General features: G+C 64.4%; 26 protein-coding genes and 1 tRNA gene. 11 read left to right on the forward strand and 16 right to left on the reverse strand.

Annotated features, from left to right (window positions below):
* Window positions 1–3: 3 nt before the first annotated feature.
* Both AC27VE_RS10830 and AC27VE_RS10835 read right to left on the reverse strand, forming a co-directional pair.
* Complete coding sequence (locus AC27VE_RS10830) at window positions 4–402, reverse strand: RidA family protein (protein ID WP_006225323.1); 399 nt, start codon at window positions 400–402, stop codon at window positions 4–6.
* Between the two features lie 66 nt (window positions 403–468).
* Window positions 469–1,659, reverse strand: a complete 1,191-nt coding sequence (locus AC27VE_RS10835; protein WP_488703830.1) for an MFS transporter — start codon at window positions 1,657–1,659, stop codon at window positions 469–471.
* A 94-nt stretch (window positions 1,660–1,753) separates the two neighbouring features.
* Between AC27VE_RS10835 and AC27VE_RS10840 the strand changes: the two genes are divergently transcribed.
* The 3 genes from AC27VE_RS10840 (at window position 1,754) to AC27VE_RS10850 (ending at window position 4,288) form a co-directional block, all read left to right on the forward strand.
* Window positions 1,754–2,338: a TetR/AcrR family transcriptional regulator gene (locus AC27VE_RS10840; RefSeq protein WP_488703831.1), complete on the forward strand. Its 585-nt coding sequence runs from the start codon at window positions 1,754–1,756 to the stop codon at window positions 2,336–2,338.
* A gap of 94 nt (window positions 2,339–2,432) precedes the next feature.
* On the forward strand, window positions 2,433–3,866 hold the full coding sequence (locus AC27VE_RS10845) for an MFS transporter (protein WP_488703832.1): 1,434 nt from the start codon (window positions 2,433–2,435) through the stop codon (window positions 3,864–3,866).
* A 113-nt stretch (window positions 3,867–3,979) separates the two neighbouring features.
* A complete protein-coding gene (locus tag AC27VE_RS10850; protein ID WP_088590059.1) occupies window positions 3,980–4,288 on the forward strand; it encodes a hypothetical protein in 309 nt (102 codons plus the stop codon).
* A gap of 7 nt (window positions 4,289–4,295) precedes the next feature.
* Here AC27VE_RS10850 and AC27VE_RS10855 read toward each other — a convergent pair whose 3' ends face one another.
* Window positions 4,296–4,553 (reverse strand): hypothetical protein, encoded by a 258-nt coding sequence (locus AC27VE_RS10855; protein ID WP_035213355.1) that lies wholly within the window; start codon window positions 4,551–4,553, stop codon window positions 4,296–4,298.
* A gap of 163 nt (window positions 4,554–4,716) precedes the next feature.
* Window positions 4,717–6,357, reverse strand: a complete 1,641-nt coding sequence (locus AC27VE_RS10860) for a PqiB family protein (protein WP_488703833.1) — start codon at window positions 6,355–6,357, stop codon at window positions 4,717–4,719.
* A gap of 173 nt (window positions 6,358–6,530) precedes the next feature.
* Between AC27VE_RS10860 and AC27VE_RS10865 the strand changes: the two genes are divergently transcribed.
* A complete protein-coding gene (locus AC27VE_RS10865; RefSeq protein WP_488703834.1) occupies window positions 6,531–7,025 on the forward strand; it encodes a GNAT family N-acetyltransferase in 495 nt (164 codons plus the stop codon).
* Here the strand turns inward: AC27VE_RS10865 and AC27VE_RS10870 are convergent.
* The 3 genes from AC27VE_RS10870 to AC27VE_RS10880 form a co-directional block, all read right to left on the reverse strand.
* On the reverse strand, window positions 7,022–7,330 hold the full coding sequence (locus AC27VE_RS10870) for a hypothetical protein (RefSeq protein ID WP_006225331.1): 309 nt from the start codon (window positions 7,328–7,330) through the stop codon (window positions 7,022–7,024). The genes AC27VE_RS10865 and AC27VE_RS10870 overlap by 4 nt on opposite strands.
* A gap of 66 nt (window positions 7,331–7,396) precedes the next feature.
* Window positions 7,397–8,254 carry a 3-deoxy-8-phosphooctulonate synthase gene (gene kdsA / locus AC27VE_RS10875; RefSeq protein ID WP_488703835.1) on the reverse strand — a complete coding sequence of 286 codons (858 nt, stop codon included), beginning with the start codon at window positions 8,252–8,254 and terminating at the stop codon, window positions 7,397–7,399.
* 96 nt (window positions 8,255–8,350) lie between these two features.
* Entirely contained in the window at window positions 8,351–8,914 is a 564-nt protein-coding gene (locus AC27VE_RS10880) for a cytochrome b (RefSeq protein ID WP_488703836.1), read from the reverse strand.
* A 165-nt stretch (window positions 8,915–9,079) separates the two neighbouring features.
* Here AC27VE_RS10880 and AC27VE_RS10885 point away from each other — a divergent pair, with 165 nt between their 5' ends.
* A complete protein-coding gene (locus AC27VE_RS10885; protein ID WP_488703837.1) occupies window positions 9,080–10,297 on the forward strand; it encodes a DUF1444 domain-containing protein in 1,218 nt (405 codons plus the stop codon).
* 11 nt (window positions 10,298–10,308) lie between these two features.
* Here AC27VE_RS10885 and aqpZ read toward each other — a convergent pair whose 3' ends face one another.
* The gene (gene aqpZ / locus AC27VE_RS10890; RefSeq protein ID WP_488703838.1) at window positions 10,309–11,022 is read right to left on the reverse strand and encodes an aquaporin Z; all 714 of its coding nucleotides are present in this window, start codon (window positions 11,020–11,022) and stop codon (window positions 10,309–10,311) included.
* A gap of 222 nt (window positions 11,023–11,244) precedes the next feature.
* On the opposite strand from aqpZ, the gene AC27VE_RS10895 reads away from it, so the two are divergent.
* On the forward strand, window positions 11,245–11,874 hold the full coding sequence (locus tag AC27VE_RS10895; protein WP_427956625.1) for a LysE family translocator: 630 nt from the start codon (window positions 11,245–11,247) through the stop codon (window positions 11,872–11,874).
* Between the two features lie 15 nt (window positions 11,875–11,889).
* On the opposite strand, the gene AC27VE_RS10900 is transcribed toward AC27VE_RS10895, so the two are convergent.
* The 6 genes from AC27VE_RS10900 to AC27VE_RS10925 form a co-directional block, all read right to left on the reverse strand.
* Window positions 11,890–12,282: a VOC family protein gene (locus AC27VE_RS10900; RefSeq protein WP_488703839.1), complete on the reverse strand. Its 393-nt coding sequence runs from the start codon at window positions 12,280–12,282 to the stop codon at window positions 11,890–11,892.
* Between the two features lie 163 nt (window positions 12,283–12,445).
* Window positions 12,446–13,030 (reverse strand): glycerol-3-phosphate responsive antiterminator, encoded by a 585-nt coding sequence (locus tag AC27VE_RS10905; protein ID WP_006225339.1) that lies wholly within the window; start codon window positions 13,028–13,030, stop codon window positions 12,446–12,448.
* A 2-nt stretch (window positions 13,031–13,032) separates the two neighbouring features.
* Window positions 13,033–14,589, reverse strand: coding sequence for an FAD-binding oxidoreductase (locus AC27VE_RS10910; protein WP_488703840.1), 1,557 nt, complete (start codon window positions 14,587–14,589; stop codon window positions 13,033–13,035).
* Complete coding sequence (locus AC27VE_RS10915; protein WP_488703841.1) at window positions 14,586–16,265, reverse strand: glycerol-3-phosphate dehydrogenase/oxidase; 1,680 nt, start codon at window positions 16,263–16,265, stop codon at window positions 14,586–14,588. Before AC27VE_RS10915 ends, AC27VE_RS10910 begins: the two co-directional genes overlap by 4 nt.
* Window positions 16,262–17,803 carry an FGGY family carbohydrate kinase gene (locus AC27VE_RS10920; RefSeq protein ID WP_488703842.1) on the reverse strand — a complete coding sequence of 514 codons (1,542 nt, stop codon included), beginning with the start codon at window positions 17,801–17,803 and terminating at the stop codon, window positions 16,262–16,264. The genes AC27VE_RS10915 and AC27VE_RS10920 overlap by 4 nt, the downstream gene beginning before the upstream one ends.
* Window positions 17,800–19,257: an MFS transporter gene (locus tag AC27VE_RS10925; RefSeq protein WP_488703843.1), complete on the reverse strand. Its 1,458-nt coding sequence runs from the start codon at window positions 19,255–19,257 to the stop codon at window positions 17,800–17,802. Before AC27VE_RS10925 ends, AC27VE_RS10920 begins: the two co-directional genes overlap by 4 nt.
* Before the next feature lie 411 nt (window positions 19,258–19,668).
* On the opposite strand from AC27VE_RS10925, the gene AC27VE_RS10930 reads away from it, so the two are divergent.
* Together AC27VE_RS10930 and AC27VE_RS10935 are read left to right on the forward strand one after the other, a co-directional pair.
* Window positions 19,669–19,905 (forward strand): hypothetical protein, encoded by a 237-nt coding sequence (locus tag AC27VE_RS10930; RefSeq protein ID WP_006225344.1) that lies wholly within the window; start codon window positions 19,669–19,671, stop codon window positions 19,903–19,905.
* A gap of 94 nt (window positions 19,906–19,999) precedes the next feature.
* Window positions 20,000–20,371, forward strand: a complete 372-nt coding sequence (locus tag AC27VE_RS10935; RefSeq protein WP_035213362.1) for a hypothetical protein — start codon at window positions 20,000–20,002, stop codon at window positions 20,369–20,371.
* Window positions 20,372–20,399: 28 nt separating this feature from the next.
* Here AC27VE_RS10935 and AC27VE_RS10940 read toward each other — a convergent pair whose 3' ends face one another.
* Window positions 20,400–20,849 (reverse strand): hypothetical protein, encoded by a 450-nt coding sequence (locus AC27VE_RS10940; protein ID WP_088590047.1) that lies wholly within the window; start codon window positions 20,847–20,849, stop codon window positions 20,400–20,402.
* Between the two features lie 234 nt (window positions 20,850–21,083).
* On the opposite strand from AC27VE_RS10940, the gene sorA reads away from it, so the two are divergent.
* Entirely contained in the window at window positions 21,084–22,319 is a 1,236-nt protein-coding gene (sorA, locus tag AC27VE_RS10945; protein ID WP_488703844.1) for a SorA family sulfite dehydrogenase catalytic subunit, read from the forward strand.
* Window positions 22,320–22,328: 9 nt separating this feature from the next.
* Window positions 22,329–22,688 (forward strand): SorB family sulfite dehydrogenase c-type cytochrome subunit, encoded by a 360-nt coding sequence (sorB, locus tag AC27VE_RS10950; protein ID WP_488703845.1) that lies wholly within the window; start codon window positions 22,329–22,331, stop codon window positions 22,686–22,688.
* Between the two features lie 162 nt (window positions 22,689–22,850).
* On the opposite strand, the gene AC27VE_RS10955 is transcribed toward sorB, so the two are convergent.
* A tRNA-Leu gene (locus tag AC27VE_RS10955) sits at window positions 22,851–22,937 on the reverse strand.
* A 47-nt stretch (window positions 22,938–22,984) separates the two neighbouring features.
* Here AC27VE_RS10955 and dapC point away from each other — a divergent pair.
* The gene (gene dapC / locus AC27VE_RS10960; protein WP_280028764.1) at window positions 22,985–24,181 is read left to right on the forward strand and encodes a succinyldiaminopimelate transaminase; all 1,197 of its coding nucleotides are present in this window, start codon (window positions 22,985–22,987) and stop codon (window positions 24,179–24,181) included.
* Window positions 24,182–24,186 lie beyond the last annotated feature (5 nt).

The raw sequence follows: 24,186 nt of genomic DNA on the forward strand, positions 1-24,186 counted from the left end.
CGCCTAGTCCAGCATCGCTTCGGCTTCGATCTCGACCAGCCATTCGGGCAGGGAGAGCCCGCTGACGATGACCCAGGACGAGGGCGGCGGGTCCACAGGAAAGCGGTCGCGCAAGGCTTGCGCGATTACTTCCTGGTCTTCGCGGACCGTCTCGCAGATGTAGATGCGCAGCATGATTACCTGCGCCATGGTGCCGCCCGCCGCCGCCAGCACGCGTTGGATATTGTCCAGCGCGGCCTCGGTCTGCTCTTGCAAGCCGGGCCCGACGGTTCGTTCGTTGATGTCGACGCCGACCTGGCCGGATAGCAGCATCCGGCGCTGCCCCGTCACGATGACGGCCTGGCTGAATCCATACTGGACGGTGTTGAAAACGGTGTCGGGATTGACGACGGTTCGGGACATGATGTGCTCCTGTAGGCGGCGCGCCCCGCAGCGCGCCGGAACCGCCATTCTATCGAGACGCCCGCCTCAGGAAGCCACGCGCCCTGCCGCGCCGGCCCGCGCCCCCGGCAAGGCCACCAGCAGCACGATGGCGCCGGCGACGACCGCCGTCCAGAATCCCGCCCGGACGCCGTAGTGGTCGACCACCCAGCCCGCCATCGCCGCGCCGGCAGCCACGCCCGCGCCCAGGCCCGTCACCAGCCACGTCAGCCCTTCCGTCAGGCGCTGTCCGGGCACGCTGCTTTCAACCAGCGCCATGGCGATGATCATGGTGGGCGCAAACGACAGCCCGGCCAGCAGCACGCCCAGCGAGAGCGTGATGAGGTCATTCACCAGCAGCAACGGCAAGGTCGTGAAGGCCGTGACCGCCGCCGCAATGGACAGCATCCGCGCAAGCGGCATCTGGAATTTCAGCACGCCGAAAAGCAGCCCCGCCACGCAGGAACCCAAAGCATAGGCGGACAGGATCAGGCTGGCGCCCGCCGGCACCCCTTGCGCCCGGGCGAACGCGACGCTGAGCACGTCGATCGTGCCGACAATCACGCCCATGGCCGACATCATCGCCACCAGCGACTGCATCGGGGGCATGCGCAGCACCGAGGCCTCGCGCCCTGCTTGCCTGACCTGGACGGCGGGCGCGGTCGCCCGCTGCAGGACGAACGCCGTCACACCCACCGCCAGCAGCAAGGCTGCGGCGAGCGGTGCGGCCTGGGGAAACAAGGCCACGCTCAGCCCCACTGAAATGGGCGGCCCCACGATGAAGCTGAGTTCATCCGCCACGGATTCCAGCGCATAGGCCGTGCGCAACTGCGGTTGGTCGCGGTAGATTTCCGTCCATCGGGCGCGGATCATCGCGGGCATGCTGGGCAAGGTGCCCGCCAACACGGCAAAGACGAACAGCGTCCAATCCGGCGCGTTCCATTGGACGCATGCGGCCAGGCCGATCAGCGCCTGCACGCAAATGCCGGCCGCCACCGGCAGCACTCGCCCTTGCCCATGCCGATCCACCAGGCGCGAGATGCGCGGGGCCAGCAAGGCAGTGGCCAACGCAAAAGTGGCGGCAACGCCCCCCGCCAGCGCGTAGGCCCCGCGCACTTCCGACAGCATCGTGATGATGCCGATGCCGATCATCGGCAAGGGCAGGCGCGCGATCGCGCCGGCCAACACAAAACCGGTGGCGCCAGGCGCCTTGAACAACTCACGATACGGATTGGACACCGATAACCTTTAGAACCTGGTAGACGGCGAGATCGTATTCACATACATTGCGTATGTCAATTAACATACGCGCCGTATGTCACTGGAGAATTGCATGTCGCGTTCCCGCGCCGAGATGATCGAGGCCACTCGGACCAAACTGCTGGCGACCGCCCGGCACGCCTTTCATCACACGGGCTACGCCGCCACGTCGATGGACGATCTGACCGCAGCCGCTGGGCTGACGCGAGGGGCTTTGTATCACCATTTCGGTGACAAAAAGGGCTTGCTGGCGGCCGTGGTCGAACAAATCGACGATGAAATGGACGAACGGCTCAATGTGGTGTCGGCGCAGGCGGCCGCCCCCTGGGACGCCTTGCGCGGACGCTGCCGCGCGTACCTGCATATGGCGACCGAACCCGACGTCCGGCGCATCGTGCTGCAGGACGCGCGGGCGGTGCTGGGCCCGGCTTCCGAGGCCGCCCAGCAACAATGCGTCGCGTCGTTGGCCGGGCTGCTGCAGGGCCTGATGGCGGCGCACATCATCGAAGACGCCGATCCGCACGCGCTGGCGCGGCTGATCAATGGCAGCCTGGCCGACGCCGCGTTCTGGATTGCCGATGCGCCGGCGGGGGCTCTCCGCCTTGAGCAGGCCTTGCATGCGTTGGACCTGCTGCTGCGCGGCTTGCGGCGGCTCTAGGACACTCACTGCAGGACAGGCCTTCGATTGTGCATCGGCTGCAATGCACGTATTATCAAAGGATAAACTTGTTTAAATAATCCTGGAGACTGTTGTGGCCGTCAGCACCACCCCTGATTCAAGCGCTTCCTGGGCCGACCTGCTGCATGGCGCCAACGCCCTGCGCTCCATCGCCCTGGCAGGCGGCGTGGCGCTGCACGCCATCAATGTCTATATCGTCACCACCATCCTGCCCAGCGTCATCCAGGACATCGGGGGGCTGGAGTACTACGCCTGGAACACGACACTGTTCGTCGTGACCTCCATCATCGGATCGGCGCTAGCGGCCAAATTGATCGAAACGTTGGGTCCGCGCGCGGCGTACCTGGTAGCCGTCGCCATCTTCACCGCCGGCGCCGTCGTCTGTGCTCTGGCGCCCAGCATGCCGGTGTTGCTGGCCGGCCGCAGCGTCCAGGGGCTGGGCGGTGGCATTCTCTTTGCGCTCAGCTATGCGCTGATCCGGCTGGTGTTCGATGCGCCCCTCTGGTCGCGCGCCATGGCGCTGGTGTCGGGCATGTGGGGCGTGGCCACTTTGTGCGGTCCGGCGATCGGCGGCATCTTCGCCCAGACCGGCCATTGGCGGCTGGCGTTCTGGGCCTTGCTGCCTGTGGCCGCCGCACTGGCTTTGATCGTGACGTTCAAGGTCGGCGGCCGGGCTTCGGTGCCCCCTGCCCCGCCTTCGTCCTTGCCCCTGGGCACGCTTGCGCTGCTGGTGGCGTCCGTGCTGGCCATCACGCTGGCCAGCCTGTCGACGGATCTGGGCTGGAACCTGGCGGGCATCGCTGGTGGGCTGGCGATCGCCACACTGATCGCCCGAGTGGATTCACGCGCCAAGAAGCGCTTGCTGCCGACAGGCGCGTATTCGATACGCGCACCGCTGGGTGCGCTGTATGCCGTGATGTGCCTGGTGGTGGCCGCCATTACGACCGAGATCTTCGTGCCCTACTTCCTGCAGGTCATCCATCGCCTGTCGCCGCTGACCGCGGGCTACATGACGGCCGCGATGGCGGCGGGCTGGACACTTGCCGCGATGCCGAGTTCGACGCGCACGGGGGCCGCCGCCGATCGCCTGGTACGCCTGAGCCCCGTCGTGATCCTGGCTTCGCTGATCGGCCTGGCCATCATGACGCCGCAGACGGCGGTGCTGTCATCCGTGGCAGGCCTGGCGGCCTATATCGTCGCGCTGGCAGGCGTGGGATTCGGCATCGGGCTGGCATGGCCGCATTTGCTGACCCGGATCTTCAACGCCGCGCCCAAGGGCGAGGAAACGCTGACGTCGTCCTCGATCACCACCGTGCAACTGTACGCATCGGCGGTGACGGCCGCGCTGGCGGGGGTGGTCACCAACAGCGCGGGATTGGCCGACCCAGGCGGTGTCGAAGGTGCGCAGCACGCGGCGCGCTGGCTGTTTGCCGCCTTTGCCGTCGCGCCCGCGCTGGCCTGGCTGCTGCTTGCACGGGTCACGAGAGCGAACGCCGCCAAGCATTGAACCCGCGCGGTATCGACGAATCTTGGACCATCGGGCCTGAAATCCACCAAACGCGGTATGGAACGTCACACGGGTCTTTGTTACGCTGACGACACCTGAACAAGGTGACGTCCATGAGCAACAAGATCCGACTGCTTTGCGTTCAACCTTCCTCGCTTTCTGCGCGTTTCGCCTTCATGGCGATCGCCTTGCGATGGTCGATGGGAGCCACGCCACGTCCCTCCCGCCTGATGATCGGGCCGCACGAACTGGAACCGGTCGGCACGGAATCGGCCTTCTGGCAGTTTGCGCTACGCCATGCGCTACTTGGCCAGTCCTTCCTGGTGACGCGCGGCAGCCACTGGGATGTGGCCGCCTCGGTGGACGGCGACGAGGTCCGCGCGTTCGGCCGCAAATTTACCCTCAGCCAGTGCTTGTACTGACGGGCGGCTACACGCCGAATTCGCGCTTGCGATGGAATGCGGCCAGCTCCTCGGCCGTCCAGCGTTGCCGCGCCTCTTCCTGACAGCAAGTACGAAAGACAAGGGCTCCGACCTCAAGGAAGCGCGTGACGTCGGCGTCCGATAGTTTGGCCTGTACCTGCAACAGGCAATCTGCATAGGCCGAGAGTATGCCGTCCCAACCGTCGACCTTGCCCGGCGCAACGGGCTGCGAGATCATGCGCACCATCATTTCACTATGGTCCATGCGATTGTCCCCCCTCTGATACCGTGCCGGCGCCCTCTTCCAGCAGCCGGTCGCATGGAGCTTGCAGCAAGTGCCGTACCCGCGCCATGTGCCGCGCCCGCCCGCCTGCCGCACGCAGGCCGTCGCCGGCGAGGCGGTAAGGGCAAGCCCTGCAATGAAGAAACTACTTCCGGGCGGGCGTATCCGCCGCCCTTCCTCGCAGCAACGCATCGGGATGCGCCTGGAGATAATCCGATAGCTCCCGCAGCGATCTGGCAGCCCTGCCCAGTTCGCGCAACGCGACGTCCGCGTTCTGCGGCAACACGGCATCCGGCGCCAGCAATCCGCCCACGGCCGCCAGGGACCGATTGGCCTGCCGCAGCAAGGCCTGCGCCTCGGGCGCCAGCTTCGTGTCCATTCGCCTGACCAGGCTGGAGGCTGCGCGCAATGCCCCGCTCAGCTCGGTCCCGATCGCGTCGAACGGCACGCGGTCAAGCTTCGTGAGGATGCTGTTGACCTGTTGCTGCAATTGATCCAGGTTGTTCGGCACGGTGGGAATGAAGGGCTCGTCCTCCATCTTGAACGTGACCGGCTTGGCGTCCGGGAATTCGACCATCGCCACGTACAGCTGGCCGGTCAGCAGGTTGCCGATGCGCAACTGCGCGCGTGTGCCGCGTTCGATCATCGCCGCCAACAGTTTGCCGCTGGGGTGCTGCAAGTCGCTTCCGGCGTATTCCCTGATCTTGCCGAAGGTCTGCCCGCCCAGGCGTTCGGGATACAGCGTGGCGGACGCCACCGCGTAGAACTGCTGAGTGGTCCTGTCGAAATCCAGGTTGATCGCCGTCACGTTGCCGATGGTCACGCCATACGCATCGATGGGCGCGCCAACCACCAGGCCGCGCACGGACTGGTCGAATCGCATGCGGATGCGCAGCGGAATACCGTCGGGCTGGGCGCGGGCCGCTTCTTCGTTCTGGTAGATGACAAACGACGCATCGGCGGCCGCCGCCTGGTGGCTGCGCTGCTCCTGCGTGTCGAACGCCACGCCGCCGATGATCACCGACAACAGGGATTGCGACCGCATCTGCAACCCGCGGGCGTCCACGCTGAAGTCCACGCCGCTGGCATTCCAGAAGCGCGTGCCTTCATTGACATAGGCATCGTTGGGGGCGTCGATGAACACCTGCACGTCCACGCCCTCTCCGCCCTTGGACAAGCGGTATCCCACCACCTGGCCCACGGCGATGCGGCGGTAGTACACGGGCGACCCGATATCGAGCGACCCCAGATCCTTGGCCTGCAGCGTGAAGCGCTTGCCAGCGCGGTCCTGCGCCACCTCAGGCGGCACTTCCAACCCGGTAAATTCATACCGGCTCTTGGGACTTGCGCCATCCTTGCCACGGCTTCCCGCCGGATCCAGGCCGATATACGAACCCGACAGCAACGTGCCCAGCCCGGACACGCCACTTAGCGTCAGGCGGGGCCTGACCACCCAGAACACGGTGCCGTCCTGCAGCAGGCCGTTGGCGTCCTTATCGACGCGAATGGTCACGTCCACGCCGGAACGCTCCTGATTCAGGGCGACGCGTTCGACGAGGCCGACGGTGACCTCCTTGTAGCGAACCTGGGTTTTGCCGGCCTCCAGCCCTTCGGCGGTCTGGAAATGGATGACGGCCGTGGGACCCGCGCTCAGCCAGACCTGCAACACCAGCAGCAATCCGCCCACCGCCGCAACGATGGGCACGAGCCAGATCCAGGAAAGTCGCCGCCGCTTGTGCGGCAGGCCGGATGGCGTTTGACCAGCGGCAGAACCAGACTCAGCCATAGAGGGCAACCCCTTTGTGTACACGTCCGGACGCGAGGGCGGATTCCTACGCTAGCGTCGCGCCGCAGGCCAACCGGCGCAAGTGGGGGGATTCCCGGTGACCCACCTTCCACCCTGCCTGCAAATCCGCGCATTAGCGGGTAGCATGGCCGTCCCATTTGGAGGAAGTCAACGTGAATATCACCATCCGCCCCGCCACCCCTTCGGATGCGGCCCAAATCTACGCTTTCATCACCGAACTGGCCGTCTACGAGCGCGCCGCGCACGAGGTGATTGCCAGCGCCGACGACGTCGCCCGCACCTTGTTCGCCCCCCAGGCCCCCGCCAAGGCCCTGATGTGCCTCGTGGACGGAAAGGCGATCGGTTACGCCGTCTATTTCTACAGCTATTCGACCTGGCTGGGCAAGAACGGTATCTATCTGGAAGATTTGTACATCACGCCCGAACACCGCGGTATCGGAGCGGGACGCGATCTGCTTCGCCATCTGGCGCAGGAAGCCGTCGCCAACGGCTGCGGCCGGCTGGAATGGAGCGTGCTGGACTGGAACAAGCCGGCGATTGATTTCTACCGGTCCATCGGCGCGCTGCCGATGGATGAATGGGTGCGCTACCGTCTGGCCGACGAGGCGCTGCGCGGCTTTGCCGAAGGCCGCCGCGCCGCCACCTAGAACTCGGGCAGATCGAACAGCGTGTGCAGCGTGGAGCTGGGGACCGGCACGGACGCCAGATGCTCGCGTCCGTCGTCGTCGACCAGCACCCGCACTGCACGCAAGGCCACGCTGGTGCCTTCTACGCTGAAGGCCGTTTCAACATCCCCGCCGTCCTTGATGACGTCGATCACTTCCGATGCCGCCGCCGTCACGGGTTCAGTGACCCAGCCGGGCACGCCGCGCTCGGCCTGGCCCCAGCGCACGTAGGCGATATGCCCGCTGACGGGTTCTTTTCGAACGGCGACGATCACATGCAAAGACATCCAGGCCTCCCTAAAGTGTGGCCTGGATCGTATAACAAGTTGACGTAGGCAGGATGACAGCCCGCGTCACGGTTCGATGTCGATGGGGGCAAAGGACTTCACCAGGTCGTCCAGCTGCTTGAGCTGGGTGAGGAACGGTTCCAGCTTGTCCAGCGGCAAGGCGCTGGGGCCGTCGCATTTGGCGTTCTTGGGGTCGGGGTGGGCTTCCAGGAACAGGCCGGCCAGACCGACCGCCATGCCGGCACGCGCCAGCTCGGCGACCTGCTCGCGGCGGCCGCCGGAAGCCGCATCCAGCGCCGAGCGCTGTTGCAAGGCGTGCGTCACGTCGAAAATCAACGGACGGTTGCCCGTCACTTTCTTCATCACGCCGAAACCCAGCATGTCGACCACAAGGTTGTCGTAACCGAAGCTGGTGCCGCGGTCGCACAGGATCAGCTTGTCGTTGCCGGCCTCGGTGAACTTCTCGACGATGTTCAGCATCTGGGTCGGGCTCAGGAACTGCGGCTTCTTGATGTTCACCACGCGCTGCGTTTTCGCCAGCGCCACCACCAGGTCCGTCTGGCGCGCCAGGAAAGCGGGCAATTGCAGGATATCGACCACTTCAGCCACCGGGGCGGCCTGCCAGGGTTCATGCACATCGGTGATGACCGGCACGCCGAACTCCTTCTTGACCTCTTCGAAGATCTTCATCCCCTCTTCCAGCCCCGGGCCGCGGTAGGAGTGGATAGACGAACGGTTGGCCTTGTCGAACGACGCCTTGAACACGTACGGAATGCCCAGCTTGCGGGTCACGCGCTGGTATTCCTCGCAGGCGCGCAGCGCCAGATCCAGCGATTCCAGCACATTGATGCCGCCAAACAGCACGAAGGGGCGATCGTTGGCGCAGGGGATCGACGGGGAAATAACGACTTCTGGGGCGGTCATGATGAAGGAATCCTGTAGTGATAAGGCAGGTGACAGTGCGTAATGTACAACCTGCCCCGCCCGCTTTTCACCTTCCGGCCCGTATTTCCCGGCGTCTTACCGGCTGGCAAGCATGCGGCGCAGCACGCCGTCGCGCAGGACGTAATGGTGAAACAGGGCCGCCAGCGCATGCAGCAACGCCAGGATGATGATCGTCCAGGCCACCGTATCGTGCAGCCCGCCGATGAATCGGCGCTGCTCGTGGTCGATGGCGATCAGCGTGGGCACGTTGAACAGGCCGAAGAAGGCGAACGGCTCGCCCTGGGCCCAACGGAACAGGAATCCCAGCACGATCTGCGCGGCCATCAGCAGGTACAGCAGGCCGTGTACACCCGTACTAGCCACCCGGAGCCAGCCCCTGGAGGCGGGTGGCAAGCGCCTGCCCTGACAGAGGCGCCAGACGATGCGCAACACGAAGACCGCCGCGAACGCCAGGCCGAATGAGATGTGCAGCGATTGCAGCAAGCGGCGCGTTGGCGTTCCGCGCGGCAGGAAGCTCCAGGTCTCGGCCAGTGCGAACAGGCCGACGACCAGGAAGGCCGTCAGCCAATGGAACGCGATCGTGGTGCGGTCGTAGCGCGCCGCATCCGGATGGGCGGCGGGTAAAGGGGACGTCGTCATCAGCAGCGCTCTTGGGCAGGCAACAGCCCGCAAGCGTAGGGACATCCGACTTACGGCGTCCTGAGCGACAGGCTTTATCGCTGGACGCGATGAGGTTCACTGGCCACAATGATCCGTTGCGGACCGGCCGTCGCGCCGCCCGGCACTTGAAACAAAGGTGGGCTCATGGGTTTTTTCGATTCTCTCTTCCGGCGCAAGCCCTCGCCGGACCAGTTCGCCAAGCTGTTCGTCGCCGCGGCGCGGCGCGAAGGCTTCTCAAACGCGCTGACCTACAAGCCGGATGAATTCCGCCTGCTGCTGGGCGAAGGCTCGTACTTCAACCTGCACAACGCCTACCACGCGTATTGCAACACCCGCGGGGCGGAACAGAAGCGGGCCTTGCAGGGCTTCGTGTCCGCCTTGTCCAGCAGCACGCAAGGCACGCCGCAACAGGCCTCCGTCGCCCGGCCGATGCTCAGGGCCGTCATCCGCGGCCGCAGCGCGCTGGAGGACGTGCGCCTGCACCACGTCCGCACCGAGGGCAACGACTCGGCCTTTCACCCCGCCTTCCGCCCTTTTGGCGACGATTGCGTCGTTCTGCTGGCACTGGACCATCCTGACGCCATCTCCACTCTGACCAACGGCCCCGAGGCCGCATGGGGATTGACGTTCGAAGAGGCGCTGGCGATCGCCATCGACAATCTGCGGGACGCTCCCGACCATTTTTCCGAATTGGCGCCGGGCGTCTACCGCGGCGGCTGGGCGGACGGCTATGACATCAGCCGCGCGCTGCTGCCCGACATGCTGGAGCGCGTACCCGTGCGCGGCCGCCCCGTGTTCATGATGCCCACCCGCGACGTGCTGCTTGTCACGGGGGACAACGACGACGACGGACTGGTCGCTATGGTGGAATTCTGTCTGCAGGCGTTGCAGCATGGGCGGGTGGTCAGCGCGCACATGTACCACTATGAAGACCGCGAACCCTTGCGCTACCAACCAGGCAGCCCCGCGCTGGCGCATCGCCTGGCGCACTTGGCCCGCTTGCTGGACAAGTCGGAATACGACGCCCAGAAAGAGGCGCTGGATCACATCCACGAAGAACAGGGCATGGATATCTTCGTCGCCAACTACAACCTGTTCACCCAGGAGGAGGACCCCGCCACCTCGTTCTCGCTGGCGTCATGGACGCGTGGCGTGGACACGTCGCTGCCCAAGGTCGATCGCCTGGCGCTGGTCCGCCCGGATGCCGAAGACGAGATCGGCGAAGTCCGGGTCGTGTCATGGGAGCAGGCGGCGCATCTGCTGGAACCCCTGCTGACGCAGGAAGTCGGTTACCCCGTCAGGTACCGCACGCAAGGATTTCCGGCAGACGCCCTGCTGGCGCAGTTGAACGAAGTGACTTAGGTGTTGTTCGGCTAGCCCCGCTCTGCCGCCGGATTGCTGACCAGGCGGTAGGCGATGGCGCCGATGATGGAGCCGGCGATCGGCGCAACCCAGAACAGCCACAACTGCTCTATCGCCCAACCGCCCACGAACAGCGCCGGCCCGGTCGAACGTGCCGGATTCACCGACGTATTCGTGACGGGGATGCTGATCAAGTGGATCAGCGTCAGCGCCAACCCGATCGGGATGGCCGCAAAGCCGGCCGGCGCGCGCTTGGACGTAGCGCCAAGGATCACGAACAGGAAGCCCGCGGTCATCACTACTTCCGTCACCAGCGCGGACGCAAGCGAGTACTTGCCGGGCGAATACGCGCCATAGCCGTTTGCCGCGAAATGGCTGCCCTTGAGGTCAAAGCCCAGTTTGCCGCTGGCGATGCAGGCCAGCACGGCCGCCGCCACGATCGCCCCCAAGACCTGCGCGATCACATAGGGCAGGATGTCCTTGGCGGGGAACCGGCCGCCGGCAAAGAGGCCGACGGTAACCGCCGGATTGAAGTGGCCGCCAGAGATATGGCCCACCGCGAACGCCATCGTCAGCACCGTCAGGCCGAATGCCAGCGCGACGCCTGCGAAGCCGATGCCCAATTGGGGAAATCCGGCCGCCAGCACCGCGGCGCCGCACCCGCCCAGCACCAGCCAGAACGTGCCGAAAAACTCTGCGCCACAACGCTTGGGAAGCGAATACATGTCAACTCTCCGAATGCGAAAAGCCCAAGGTATCGCGCAGCGGCGACCACGACTTTAAAGAACTGAAAATCTTGACAGTTCTTGTCCGGGCCGGCGCCAGCGCCAGGGCATTGCTGACGGTAAGGCCCCCGGCAGGATCCGGCGATCGTGCAAACGGCCGATGCTGAAAGGCCCGGGTTTTTCGCGCTATCCTGATGTCGCCTCGAACCGCCCCAACAGGACATGGACGCCCCCACCCTCTTTCTCTATATCGTTGCCGTCAGTGCGGTGATGATCACGCCTGGCCCGTCGATGCTGCTGGCCTTGAACAATGGTGCTTGCCACGGCATGCGGGTCGCTCGCTGCGGCATCGCCGGCGCGGCGTTATCGGACCTGATCCTGATCGGCGCGGTGGGTTGCGGGCTGGGCGCGCTGTTGCAGGCGTCCGAGCAGTTGTTCTCGATCGTGAAATGGGGTGGCGCGGCCTATTTGCTTTATCTGGCATGGGCCATCTGGCGCGCTCCCGCGCAAGCCTTGCGGGCGAATGCCGAATCGTCGCCCGCAAGCGGCCGTTCAGCATTTTTCAGGGCGCTGTTCGTCGGGTTGTCCAATCCGAAGGGCGTCCTGTTCTTTTCGGCGTTCCTGCCGCAGTTCATCCAGCCTGCCGCGCCCGTGGCCCAGCAATACCTGGTGCTGGCAGTGACCAGCGCCGCCATCGACTGCGTGATGATGAGCCTTTACGCCTTCGGCGGACGCCACGCCATGCGGACGTTTTCCGCCCGGGTAATGACGTGGGTCAACCGCGGTTGCGCCGGCATGCTGGCTGCCCTGGCGCTGGGCCTGACGCTTTACCGGCGCAGCGACCTGCGCTGAGTCCGCGAAGGCGGATCAGCCCTGCACACGAGTGCACAACTCCACAAGCGTGCCGTCCGGGCAACGCAGATACGACACGACCTGCCCCCACGGCTTGGCCACCGGTGCGCTCAGTTCCGTGGCGCCCGCCGCGACGGCTCGCGCATGCGCTGCGGCCACATCGTCCGTCACGAAAGCGACTTCCATGCCCAGCGGTTTGGGGGACGACGAGGCTTCGATATGCCCGCCGTCGAAATTCATGTCGCCCAGCGCATGCGCGGCGAACGACAGCGTGGTCTCGCCCGTGTCGAGTTCGCCATAGGTTTGAGATTCATGCAGAAAGCGGCGGGAAAAGCCGAACGCGCGTTCGAAGAAAGTCAGCGATGCCGCGACGTCGGGCACATAGATGATGGTGTATCCGAATTTCATGATCAGCCTTAGCAAGTGAAACCGGCCCGGCCTTGCGGTTCGCGGCGGGTGGAACCCTTGATTTGATCAGAATGCTGGATATATATCCAGCACAATGATCCGACCGTTCCTTACGGTCAGATCATTGGCACTGAAGAGCGGATTGGCTCGCAGCGGGATGGCGTCAGCCCTTGAGCTGCCGCGGGTCCAGGCTCCACAAGGCATGGTCGCTGGTTGATACGCCCACCGCGCCGTGCTTCATCGCGATACCGATGTCCGTCTGATTGCAGACGAACCCCGACGCCACAATGGGAGGCAGGGCCTTCAGGTCCTGCTCCGCCATGTGCGTAAGCATCGGCGCCGGCATCAGCTGGACCAGATTGGGGTCGCTCTGCTCCAGCGCCTTGACGCTGCGCGGCCAGGTCGAGCGGTCGGTCACGAACACCTTCTGCATCGTGACCATACCCGCCCGGTTGGCGCGCTGGATGGTGGCCACGCGGGTGGACACCAGGCTGGCCACGCCGATATCGGCCAGGTACTCCACGCCGCCCTTGTCTTGCGACAGGCCTTCGCAGCTGTCTATGTTGACGATCGCGAACTTGCCCGCCCGGTTGAGCGCCGCGATCACGGGCGCCAGCTTGCGCAACTCGACGTTGGCGACGATGCCGATCTCGGCCACGCTGCCCACGAAGGTATTGATCTGCTCAAGCCCGTACATCGTCGCGATGACGGGATGGCGCGCTAGACATGCCCCGAATGACCTATCCATGGTTATCGATCTTCCTGACCGTAAAAGCGCGCATCGCTCAATCCCAGCTTGCCGGGGTTAAGGATGTTCTGCGGATCCAGCGTGCGCTTGATCGTGCGCAGCACGTCGAACGCGCCGCCCAGCGATTCCTGCATGTACGGCGCGCGCAACAGGCCCACCCCGTGATGGTGGCTGAGCGCGGCATTATATTTAATCAGCACGGCATTGGCCGCATCCCAGGCCGCGCGATACCACTGCGCGCGCCGCTCCACCTCGACCTCGCCGCGCAATGAGAAATACAGGCAGGCCCCGTCGACATAGGCATGCGACTGATGCGCGGAACCCGCCAGCGTGCCCGGCACCGCGTTGACCGCGGCCACCACTTCGGCGTAGATGCCCGGCAGATCGCTCCAGCGGCCCGCCATTTCCAGCGTGTCGGCCACAAATCCCGGGCTGCGCTTGAAGCCTTCGGCGCTCTTGCCGGTCAGGTAGCGGGTTTCCAGCCAGCGTTCGAAGACCGCGTCCCCATCCAGCTTCTCGCCCAGTTCCTCGCATACGCCCTGGCTGATCTCCATGACGGCGTCCACGATCTGGCGCGCGCCTTCGTCGGCCACCAGCAGCACGTTCAGGTCGGGCCGGTTGAACTGCACGCCGCTTTCCAGTTCGTCATACAGCCGCAGCGCCGCCGGGTTGGCGCCGCGCTGCATGATTTCGCGGCACGCCTCCAGGCCGATGGCGAACGTCTTGAAGCCATAGGCAATGGCGCGGCCGTAGTCCGGCAGCCGATGCAGTTTCAGGCGCAAACGCACGATCACGCCCAGCGTACCTTCGGACCCGATGAAGACCTGCTGCAGGTCGGCACCCACCGCCGCGCGGGAATAGCCGCCTACGCTGATCAGGCTGCCGTCGGCCAGCACCACATCCATGCCGAATACCATGTCTTCGATCTTGCCGTAGCGCGTGGACAACTGGCCCGCCCCCCGGCACGCCGCCCAGCCGCCCACGGTGCTGATGCCGAACGATGATGGCCAGTGGCCCATGGTCAAGCCATACTCGTTCTGGATCGTCTCTTCGAACACGTCGCCGAACATGCCCGCCTCCACCTCGACGATCTGGCTTTCGCGGTCCACGCCGATCAGCTTGTTCAGTTGGCAGACGTCCAGCACGATGCCCCCGCGCACGGGCAAGGCGGCGCCGGTGACGTTGCTGCGGCCCGCCGACACGGTGACGGGGATGGCGTCCGCGTTGGCGATGCGCATCACCGCCTGCACCTGCTCCACCGAAGACACCCTGACGATCACCGCCTGCGGCGTGGCAGGTTTGCCACCCGTTTCCGACATCATCGACCCCGCCCACCAATCGCGGGTCCAGGCGACGACATCGGTGGTGTCGGTCAGCACCTCGTCGGCCAAGTGGCGCAACGCGTCGATCTGCCCCGCAGACACGCGCACCGGATCGCGCTGCAACCCGGGTTCCGAGCCGGTCTGGGCCAATGCGGCGGCATAGGCCGGCGGCGTGTGCGCGCCAACGACGTAGTTGCCACGGTTGTAGCCGCGCTTGATGGCTTCTTTGCTGATCATTCCTTGTCTCCCATGAGTATGGATTTTTCGTGCTGGATCGCAGCCAGGTAGTCGTTGACCTGCTGCGTAATAACGGAGGGCGCCAAGCCCAATTCGGATTGCAGGATCTGTCCCACACGCGCCGCGGCCACGGCGGATGCGTCGCGCGCCATCAGGCGCGCGCGCATCCTGCGCGACAGCACGTCCTCGACCGTGCCGGCCAATTCATGGCGCACGGCGTACAGGACTTCGGCCTCGGTGTACGGCAAGCCCTGGACGATGGGCGTCTGCAGCGCCGGCGCGGCCTGCATCAAGTCGCTGACAAAGCGCGCCTCGGTGCCATACCGCTCGCCCAGATGCGCCGACATGCCGCCCGAGGCCACAATCGCCTGCGGGTCGTAGCCCGCCGCGCCTAGCAGATAGGCTTTCTTCGTCTGGCACGGATTGCGCTGGCCGATGACCTGCTGCGCGGCGTCGATCGTCTGTTCGGCCATGTGACGCGACGTGGTCAGCTTGCCGCCCACGATCGTGACCAGGCCGTCCGCGGCCACGCGGATTTCATGATTGCGCTTCATCTCCAGCGTCTTGCCGCCGGGAGGCCCGACCAGCGGCCGGCAGCCCGCGATGCTGCCCACGACGTCCTCGGCCTGCAGATCGGTCTTCAAGGCCGAGCGTGCGCCTTCCAGCAGGAAGTCCAGCTCGCGGCGTGTGCAGTACACGTCGTCCAGATCGCCTTCGTAGTCTTCATCCGTGGTGCCCAGATACGACACATTGCCCCAGCGCGTGATGGTGGCGCGGCGGCTGCGGCCCGGCACCGGGATGGTGACGGTGCAGTCGTTGCGTACCTTCAGCCAGGGCACCGCCACGTGCACCCCTTTGGCGGGACGCACGTGCAACGCCGACGCATCACCCCGCTTCGCGCCGCTCCAATCCCGCAACCAGACGCCGGTGGCCATGATGACCACGCCGGCGCGCGCGCGGATCTCTTGCTGGCCCGCCTGCACGATCACGCCGTCGACCTTGCCCTGCGCATTGCGCGTCACCTCGATCGCTTTGGCGTGATTGATGACCGTCGCGCCATGGAAGGCCGCTGTACGCGCAACGGCGAGCGTCAGCCGAGCGTCGTCCACGCGCGCATCGAAGTACAGGAATCCGCCCAGCAGCCCCTCTTCCTTGAAGGTCGGGCAATGCGACAGCACTTCCGCGGCAGTCAATTTCTGATGCAGGATGCCTTCGCGCCAGCCGCCTGCCATGTCGTACGTCCACAGCAGGCTTTCAAAGGCCTTGGCCAGGCGCTTGTCGAACACCCCGTCGCGCTCCAGGATCGGAAACAGAAACGGCAGGCGCTGCACCAGATGCCGCGCATTGCGGCGCAAGCGTTGGCGTTCGTGCAAGGAATGCCGCACCAGCCCCAGGTTGCCCTGTTCGATGTAGCGCAGCCCGCCATGCACCATCTTCGACGACTTCGAAGACGTGCCCGATGCGAAATCGTCCTTCTCGACGACGGCCACGCGGTACCCGCGCAAGCTGGCGTCCAACGCCGCATACGCGCCGGTAATGCCGCCGCCCACGATAAGCATGTCGTACTGCTCACTGCCCAACCTGTCCAATTGCTCTTGCCGCATCAGACGTAATGGCTCGGTGTTCGTCATATCGGCCCGGTCCTTCCTGGGCTTTCTGGATAGCCAACCGATCATTTGTGCAACGCCTCCTCTTTTTCCTGCTTGAACTGCCTGACGTGCCCCAATTCCGAGCCCACCCGGGCGTGCCACAATGCCCGGCGCCGCGCGCGTTCTGCCGCATCGATGGCTGGCTGGAACACCGCATCGGTCGCAATGGTCTTGCAGGCATCATGCAGCGACGGCCACAACAGCCCGGACGAACCCGCCAGATAGGCAATGCCGCGCAGGCTGGCCCGGTCGGATTCCTGCATGCGGCGGATCGGGATGCCGATCAAATCAGCCTGGATCTGCAGCAAGGGATCGCTGCAAGACAAGCCGCCACCCACCACCAGTTCGGACACCCGCACGCCCGACACGGCTTCATCGGCCTCGATGCAGCTGGTGACCGAGTGCGCGATGCCTTCCAGAATGGCGTAGGCGACTTCGGCCTGGGTCGTCGCCATCGATACGCCGGTCAACGAGGCGCGCGCGGCCGCTTCCATCTGGGGCACGCGCAAGCCCGTCAGGGCAGGCACGAACGTCACCCCCTGCGATGCGTCCACCGTCGCCGCCAGCGCACTGATCTCGCGCGCATCCGCAAACCACTTCAGCTTTTCGCAGACCCAGTTCAACGCGGACCCCGTCGTCGCCACAAAGGTCTCGACGGCAAAGTGCGACACGCCGTCCTGGCGCCGGGCCGTCATGGTCAGCGAACCTTCGGACAGCCCCGAGTTCACGGGCGGCTCGGGGCCGATGATCAAGTCCACAAAGCTGCCCGTTCCGTGCACGCACATCGCCTGTCCGCGGTCCAGGCAGCCCAGGCCGATGGCGCCAGCGTGCTGGTCGCCCGCGGACGCCAGGATCGGCACCTCGATACCCAATACCTCGGGACGCGTCCGGCCGAAGTCGTCCGCGTCCTGGCGCAAGGCGGGCAAGAGCTCGAACGGGAAGTCCAGTTCTTGCACCCATTCCAGGTAATAGCGGTGATCCGCCAGCACATAGGCCCCGGACGACGTGGCGTTGGTCGGTGTTGTGACCACCTCGCGGCGCTGCGAGAAATGCCACAGCAGCCAGCTGTCCACCGTGCCGAACGCCAGACGCTTCTCGCGCCAGGCCTGCCCGACCTGCGGCGTATCGCGTAGATGGCGGGCCGCCCACAGATACAGCGACCGTACCCCCACGGGACGGCCCACGCGGTCCAGCAACCGCGCGTCCCAGTCGGGCGCCAACTGATCCAGCTCGTCGACGAAGCGGGTGTCCTGCCACACCATGGCCGGCACCAGCGCAGCGCCCGTCCGCGTGTCCCACAGAACGGCGGTGGCGCGCTGCGTCGCCAGCGCCACCGCCGCGATCTGCTGCCCCGCCCGTTGGGCCTGGGCGATGGTGGCGCGGCAGACGCTGATCGTCTTTTCCAGGATCTCGTTGGCGTCCTGCTCCACCACGCCGGGCCGGGGCGTCTCCACGTGCAGCGTCTGATATTCCAGGCACGACACGTGGCCGTCGGCGGACACGGTGGCTGCCCGCGTGCCGGACGTGCCCTCATCAACGGCCAGAATCACAGGGTTGTTTGTCATCGCGAGGCTTTCCCAATGGCGGGGTCCAGGGTAGCCAGCGCGTCGTCGTCCTTGAATTGGGGCGCGCCGGTCTCGGTATCGGGGTTGATCGTGGTGCGGGTGGGGTCCCACTTGATCACGAAGCAGATGATGCTGGCGATGAGGGGCACGACCGACAGGATCAGAAAGGTCCTTTCCAGGCCGTAGTTCTCGCGAAAGATCGGAAACACCAGCAGGCCCACCGCGGCGCCGGTGGAACCCAGCGCGCCGATGATGCCGTTGGCGCCGGCGCGCAGTTCGCTGCGGAAAGACAGCGACGACAGGCTCTTGCCGTTGGCCCCCGGGCCGCCGGAGTGGAACAGGATGAAAAGCGACGGCAGCGCCACCGCCAGCCACAACGGCATCTGCCCGTGGAAGGTGCCCAGGATGAGCAGGATCACGAACACCATCGCAAAACCGAACGCCGAGGCGCGGCGCAATCCCAGCTTGCGTCCGATGTACGGCGACAGGAAGCCGCCAAAGATGCCGAAGATGTTGAACACCAGCGCGCCGATCGTGGCGTAGATGAAGTCCTTGCCGAACAAGGCCGCGCTGATCAGCGGCAGATACCAGCCCACGGCGAAGTATTGGATCGACTGGCCGATCTGCACCGTGGCGGCCAGGATCGTGCGCGGCAGGTACACGCCACGGAAGATCAGCAGCACGTTGGCCAGGCCCCGCTTGGCCTGGTTGACGACCGGCACGCGTTCGGCCGGCGGCGCGGCGACAAAGGCCTGCCCGTAGATGCGCGTCATGGCCTGGGCCGCCTGCTCGACCCGTTCCTTGCGGGCCAGCCAGATCGGGCTTTCGACCATGTAGCTCAGCTGCAGCACCAGAATGACCAGCGCGAAAATCGCCGTGGCCGCAACGGAATAGCGCCAAATCGAATCGCCCACATCCCACGAAAAGAACAGCATCGCCAACAGCAGGTTCGTGCAGACGGCCGTGTACCACATGCCCTGCCAGGTGTTCAGGCGGCTCTTGAATTTGACGGGGGTGAACTCGGCCAGAACGGCCATCGCGATGGCGAAGTCGATCCCGTAGGCCGCGCCCACGAAGAAGCGGCCCACCAGAATGACTTCGAAACTGGGCGCGAACATCACCAGCCCCGCGCCAATGACGGCCAGGAACTTGGCGATGATCAAGGGACGGATGCGCCCCCAACGATCGGCCATCCAGCCGCCGATGGGATTGAAGGCAATGGCCACCCAAGAAGCAAACGAGGTCATCAGCGCGACCTGGCCCGCTTTCAGGCCCAAGTCGCGCGTCATCGGGCCCAAGCCCGCGCTTAACGCCGAATTCGCAAACGCATCCAGGAACAGTCCGCCCAGCGCCAGCCACCAGATGAGGCCGGCCCGGCCAGCAATGCCGGGGCGTGAATCGATAAAAGCGATGACATCGTCGATGCCACGTATTTTCACGGTCGATGATTGCACAGTCGTCTCCTCTTGGAATTATTTCTGTAAGAGGTCGACGCAATCTGCACGCGATAAAAGACCACCTTACAGATGGTCTTTTATCTAAATCTGTGCGGTGACTTTATGGGTTGCGCGATGGGGTGTCAAGCAGGTTGGGCATCAGGACAAACCCTGTTCCGCGGCAATATTCGCCTGCTGAAAAAAGTATCCAAAGTCGCTGGAAAGTATATGGAAAACGTAATTCTTATACTTTTTTATCTTTATTTTTCAACGACTTGCATTAAATACACAAGCTGGCACACTACGGCCGATTCCAAGAAACGCTCGACATTGCCGGCGCCGCATTTACGCGCCGCGCATTCGCACATTTACGCAAACCCGCAAAGAGGCGATCACCCGATCACACAACCCGACTGAAAAGGAATTCAGATGCGCTTAATCACCGATCAAGAACTCGGCAACATGTCGACCGAAAACAAACGCCGCCGCCACACGGAGTTGGACAAAAAACTGGCGGTCGCGGCAGAACGCGGCTGGTCGTGCATGCATCGCATTGAAGCCAGCCGCGCAAAAGTGCATGCCGCGATCTTGATGGATGTGCAATTGGGACGCGATGTGGAACCCCGGACCGAGAAGCGGCGCGATCGCGTCAAGGTGAAGAACTGATCAGACGGCCGGCCTGAGGCGAATCAGGGCTTGTCGCTTTCGGAGGGTTCTGGATAAATTCCATGTTGCCCGCCAACACGGAAAAAACCTGCCCATGACGATTGTTGTACATACCCCGAACGCCAAAGGCCTCTGGATGACGATCCAGAATAATCTGAAGCGCACCGATGACGCCGCCGCAAGAGGCGTCAGCGCGTGGCGCAAGGACGATACCGGCCGGGCAGTCAAGATCTATCATGCCCCGCCCGCGGGCGGCCTGGACGAACGGGCTTATTTCGTGGGCACGGTACGCACCGGCCAACTTCTTTTGCTGGACCTGCTGCCGGGTAGCGAACCGCTGAACTGGACCCGCTTCGGGTTGCTGCATGGCCACCTGGTGGGCATGCTGATGACGGAATACGAACGCGAAATCATGTCGCTGAACGTATTCCCGAACCGCCCGGCGCCGGAGGCCGAAGGCGGGTAGTCGAGAAAGGCGCTGAGCTTGAAATTGCTCAGGCGCCCATCAGAATCCCCAGGCGGCTATTCCAGGTATCGCCATACCCTTTACCGGCCACGGGGATATTGATCAGCGGTCGCTTTAGGTCGCTAGTGGAAAAGGCGAAATGGACATTCTTGAACGCGAGCCCACCGTTGCCTGAAACCTCGGTCCATTTCAATTGCCATTGCCGAATATAAGAAAAATCGAGCACCTCGCCCGGATCATTCTTGCCCGACACCATGCAGAGCTTTTGCGTTTGGGGATCAAATGCAATGACGACCTTCTTGTCCTTATCGCTAAGAATCAGTTCGCTGTCGACGCTGTCTTCGGGGAAGGACGTGCCAAGTCGCTGGTTGTGTTCGCGAAACTTAGCCAACAATGCGTTATGCCGCTTCTTTTGGCGATGAATTGCCCAGGCAATCAGGGCAACGATGGTTACGACGATAGAGATGAAATCAAACATGGCGCTGTTTTTCCGGTGGCTTATGCAAGCTGTATCGGCATTAACGGCAACCGGGGCGGAAACTTGAGCGTCGCATTGGGAAGAGGCGCGCGGATTCTGCAGATAACGCGATTATTGGAACGACCGTTGCAAGCGCGCCGCGACGATTAACGTGCCCGTCAGCTAGCCCGGCGTAGCCTCATCCGACCGCTCCGCGTATAGCGGAGTGCGGAAAAAAACAACGAGGAGACAAGCATGAGCACATTCGATCCGGATGGGCGCAGGCGCTTCCTGCGCCAAGCCTGTACCGTGGGCGCAGCCGGCACGCTGGCCAGCCATAGCCTGATCGGCCTGGCCGCCCCGACCACAGTCACGCTGCCTTTCGCGAACGGCGAGCGCGACCTGATTGCCTACCCCCAGAAACGCCCCCTGATCCGCCAGACCTCGCGGCCACCGCAACTGGAAACGCCGTTCGAGGTGTTCAACGACAGCGTCATCACGCCCAACGATGCCTTCTTCGTGCGCTACCACCTGGGAAACATTCCCACCGCCATTGACCCCGCCACCTACCGGCTGCGCGTCGGCGGCCTGGTCGGCACGCCCCTTGAGCTGTCGCTAACCGACCTGAAGCAGCAGTTCGGCGCGCCCGTCGAACTGGTCGCCGTCACCCAATGCTCCGGCAACAGCCGGGGTTTTTTTGAACCACGAGTGGGGGGAGGCCAACTGGGCAATGGCGCGATGGGCAATGCCCGTTGGGTGGGCATTCCGCTCAATCGCATCCTGGAAAAGGCGGGCATCCAGGCCGGCGCCCGCCAAATCACCTTCGAAGGCCTGGATCGGCCCGTGCTGCCAGGCACCCCGGAATTCGTCAAGGCGCTGGACGCGGCCCACGCCATGGACGGCGAAGTCATGCTGGCCTACGCCATGAACGGAACCGACCTGCCCTTGCTCAACGGCTATCCCGTGCGGCTGGTGGTGCCCGGTTACTACGGCACCTACTGGGTAAAGCACTTGGCCGACATCCAGGTGTTGAACACCGAGTTCGACGGCTTCTGGATGCAGAAGGCCTACCGCATTCCCGATAACGACTGCGCCTGCAGTCCGGTGGGCAAAGCGCCAGAAAAAACTCGCCCCATCGGCCGCTACAACGTGCGCAGCTTCATCACCGGCCTGGCAGACGGCGCCCGCGTGACCAAGGGCCAACGCGTGCCGGTTCGAGGCATTGCCTTCGATGGCGGCTACGGTATTCGCGACGTGCAATTCTCGGCCGACGGCGGCAAGACCTGGCGCGCCGCCTCTCTGGGCGAGGACCTGGGCCGCTATTCCTTCCGCGAGTGGCACGCCGACTTCACGCCTGAGCAGGCCGGCGCCTATGTCCTGAAGGTCCGCGCCACTAATACGGCGGGCGAAACCCAACCCTTAGACCCGCTGTGGAACCCGTCCGGGTATATGCGCAACGTGGTCGAAACCGTGCGCGTCGACGCCGCGTAAGGAGCCCCCATGACCCGCCCCGCCTGTCGCCACCCCCACGGCCACCTGGTCAGGCTAGCCATCGCCCTGGCCGCGATGTCTGCCTGCGCATCCGCCGCTGCCCTGGACATCCAGCTCCCGCCGGAAACCGCAACGCTGCACCCCGGCACCGGCGCCGGAGCCCAAAACGCGGCCCTGTGTCTGATGTGTCACTCGGTCGATTACTTGTCGTCGCAGCCGCCGATGCCATTGGGCTTCTGGGATGCCGAAGTCAAAAAGATGGTCGGCACCTACGGCGCCCCCATTCCGGCCGAACAAGTGCCGCTGATCGTGGAATACCTGAACCAAGCCTATCCACCGCCCCAACCTGCCGGGTCCCCAAAGCCCTGAGGCCTTGGTTTCCTCGGCGCTGTCCTTACAGACTTTGGCGCGTCATGTGTCCCCTTATGGGGGATGCCTAAGCTGGAAGCAAAAGAAAACCCCCGGCGCATTCGAGCGCTCGGGGGTTGTATGACATTGTCGGCGTAACGCCAAACAACGTCAGGCGATATGTGGTGCGAAGGAGGGGACTCGAACCCCTACACCTGTTACGGCGTCAGGACCTAAACCTGGTGCGTCTACCAATTTCGCCACCTTCGCTAAAGGTCAAGCCCGCTATTGTAGCTTGCTTGTTAAAATCTTGCGTCATGAATCCGCGCCTCGATGCTTTACACCCCTACCCGTTCGAAAAACTGCGGGCGTTGCTGGCTTCCGCCAGCACGCAGCCGGACGGCCTGACGCCCATCAATCTGTCGATCGGCGAGCCCAAGCACGCCGCGCCGGAACGTATCGCGCAGGCGATCCGCGACCACATGGGCGGCCTGTCCGTGTACCCGTCCACCAAGGGCGACCCGGCGCTGCGCCAGGCGATTTCGGGCTGGCTGGCCCGCCGCTACAGCATCCCCGCCCCCGATGCCGACACGCAGGTGCTGCCGGCGCTGGGGTCGCGCGAAGCGCTGTTCGCCTTTACGCAGACGGTGATCGACCCGTCGGCGGGTTCGGTGGTCATCTGCCCCAACCCGTTCTATCAGATCTATGAAGGCGCCACGCTGCTGGCGGGCGCCACGCCCTACTTCGTCAACGCCGATCCGTTGCGCAATTTTTCCAGCGACTGGAGCCACGTGCCCGACGAGGTCTGGAAAAAGACGCGGCTCGTGTTCGTGTGCTCGCCCGGCAACCCGGCCGGCAACGTCATGGCGCTGGACGAATGGGAAACGCTCTTCAAGCTGTCCGACCGCTACGGCTTTGTCATCGCGTCTGACGAGTGCTATTCCGAGATCTACCTGGACGAAGGCAACCCGCCCCTGGGCAGCCTGCAGGCGGCGCGCCGCCTGGGCCGGGACGACTACCGCAACCTGGTGGCGTTCTCCAGCCTGTCCAAGCGGTCCAACGTGCCTGGCCTGCGGTCGGGTTTCGTGGCGGGCGACGCGGCGCTGATTGGCCGCTTCCTGCTGTATCGCACGTATCATGGCAGTGCGATGAGCCCGCTGGTTTCCGCAGCCAGCGTCGCTGCCTGGTCGGACGAGGCGCACGTGAAGGACAACCGGCGCCTGTACCGCGAAAAGTTCGACGCGGTCGTGCCTATTCTTGAAAACGTACTGGACGTGTCGCGCCCGCAGGCGTCTTTCTACCTGTGGGCGGCCACACCGGGGTCGGATACGGCCTTTGTCCGCGACCTTTACGGCCGTACCGGTGTTACCGTTCTGCCGGGCAGTTTCCTGGCGCGGGAAGCGCATGGCGTGAATCCCGGCCACGGCCGCATCCGTATTGCGTTGGTGGCGCCTTTGGCTGACTGCGTGCAGGCAGCCGAGCGCATCGCCCATTTTGTACATACTTCTGTTTGATCAAC

This window comes from Achromobacter sp. 18P8.1.1, assembly GCF_057799415.1.

Coding starts and splice junctions, on each gene's coding strand:
- aqpZ (WP_488703838.1), bottom strand. CDS start 11,022: ATGTATTCGCTTCCCAAGCGTTGTGGCGCAGAGTTTTTCGGCACGTTC.
- AC27VE_RS10920 (WP_488703842.1), bottom strand. CDS start 17,803: ATGACAAACAACCCTGTGATTCTGGCCGTTGATGAGGGCACGTCCGGC.
- AC27VE_RS10885 (WP_488703837.1), top strand. CDS start 9,080: ATGGGTTTTTTCGATTCTCTCTTCCGGCGCAAGCCCTCGCCGGACCAG.
- AC27VE_RS10855 (WP_035213355.1), bottom strand. CDS start 4,553: ATGGACCATAGTGAAATGATGGTGCGCATGATCTCGCAGCCCGTTGCG.
- AC27VE_RS10895 (WP_427956625.1), top strand. CDS start 11,245: ATGGACGCCCCCACCCTCTTTCTCTATATCGTTGCCGTCAGTGCGGTG.
- dapC (WP_280028764.1), top strand. CDS start 22,985: ATGAATCCGCGCCTCGATGCTTTACACCCCTACCCGTTCGAAAAACTG.
- sorA (WP_488703844.1), top strand. CDS start 21,084: ATGAGCACATTCGATCCGGATGGGCGCAGGCGCTTCCTGCGCCAAGCC.
- AC27VE_RS10930 (WP_006225344.1), top strand. CDS start 19,669: ATGCGCTTAATCACCGATCAAGAACTCGGCAACATGTCGACCGAAAAC.
- AC27VE_RS10935 (WP_035213362.1), top strand. CDS start 20,000: ATGACGATTGTTGTACATACCCCGAACGCCAAAGGCCTCTGGATGACG.
- AC27VE_RS10905 (WP_006225339.1), bottom strand. CDS start 13,030: ATGGATAGGTCATTCGGGGCATGTCTAGCGCGCCATCCCGTCATCGCG.
- AC27VE_RS10850 (WP_088590059.1), top strand. CDS start 3,980: ATGAGCAACAAGATCCGACTGCTTTGCGTTCAACCTTCCTCGCTTTCT.
- sorB (WP_488703845.1), top strand. CDS start 22,329: ATGACCCGCCCCGCCTGTCGCCACCCCCACGGCCACCTGGTCAGGCTA.
- AC27VE_RS10870 (WP_006225331.1), bottom strand. CDS start 7,330: ATGTCTTTGCATGTGATCGTCGCCGTTCGAAAAGAACCCGTCAGCGGG.
- AC27VE_RS10830 (WP_006225323.1), bottom strand. CDS start 402: ATGTCCCGAACCGTCGTCAATCCCGACACCGTTTTCAACACCGTCCAG.
- kdsA (WP_488703835.1), bottom strand. CDS start 8,254: ATGACCGCCCCAGAAGTCGTTATTTCCCCGTCGATCCCCTGCGCCAAC.
- AC27VE_RS10915 (WP_488703841.1), bottom strand. CDS start 16,265: ATGATCGGTTGGCTATCCAGAAAGCCCAGGAAGGACCGGGCCGATATG.
- AC27VE_RS10910 (WP_488703840.1), bottom strand. CDS start 14,589: ATGATCAGCAAAGAAGCCATCAAGCGCGGCTACAACCGTGGCAACTAC.
- AC27VE_RS10940 (WP_088590047.1), bottom strand. CDS start 20,849: ATGTTTGATTTCATCTCTATCGTCGTAACCATCGTTGCCCTGATTGCC.
- AC27VE_RS10840 (WP_488703831.1), top strand. CDS start 1,754: ATGTCGCGTTCCCGCGCCGAGATGATCGAGGCCACTCGGACCAAACTG.
- AC27VE_RS10900 (WP_488703839.1), bottom strand. CDS start 12,282: ATGAAATTCGGATACACCATCATCTATGTGCCCGACGTCGCGGCATCG.
- AC27VE_RS10860 (WP_488703833.1), bottom strand. CDS start 6,357: ATGGCTGAGTCTGGTTCTGCCGCTGGTCAAACGCCATCCGGCCTGCCG.
- AC27VE_RS10880 (WP_488703836.1), bottom strand. CDS start 8,914: ATGACGACGTCCCCTTTACCCGCCGCCCATCCGGATGCGGCGCGCTAC.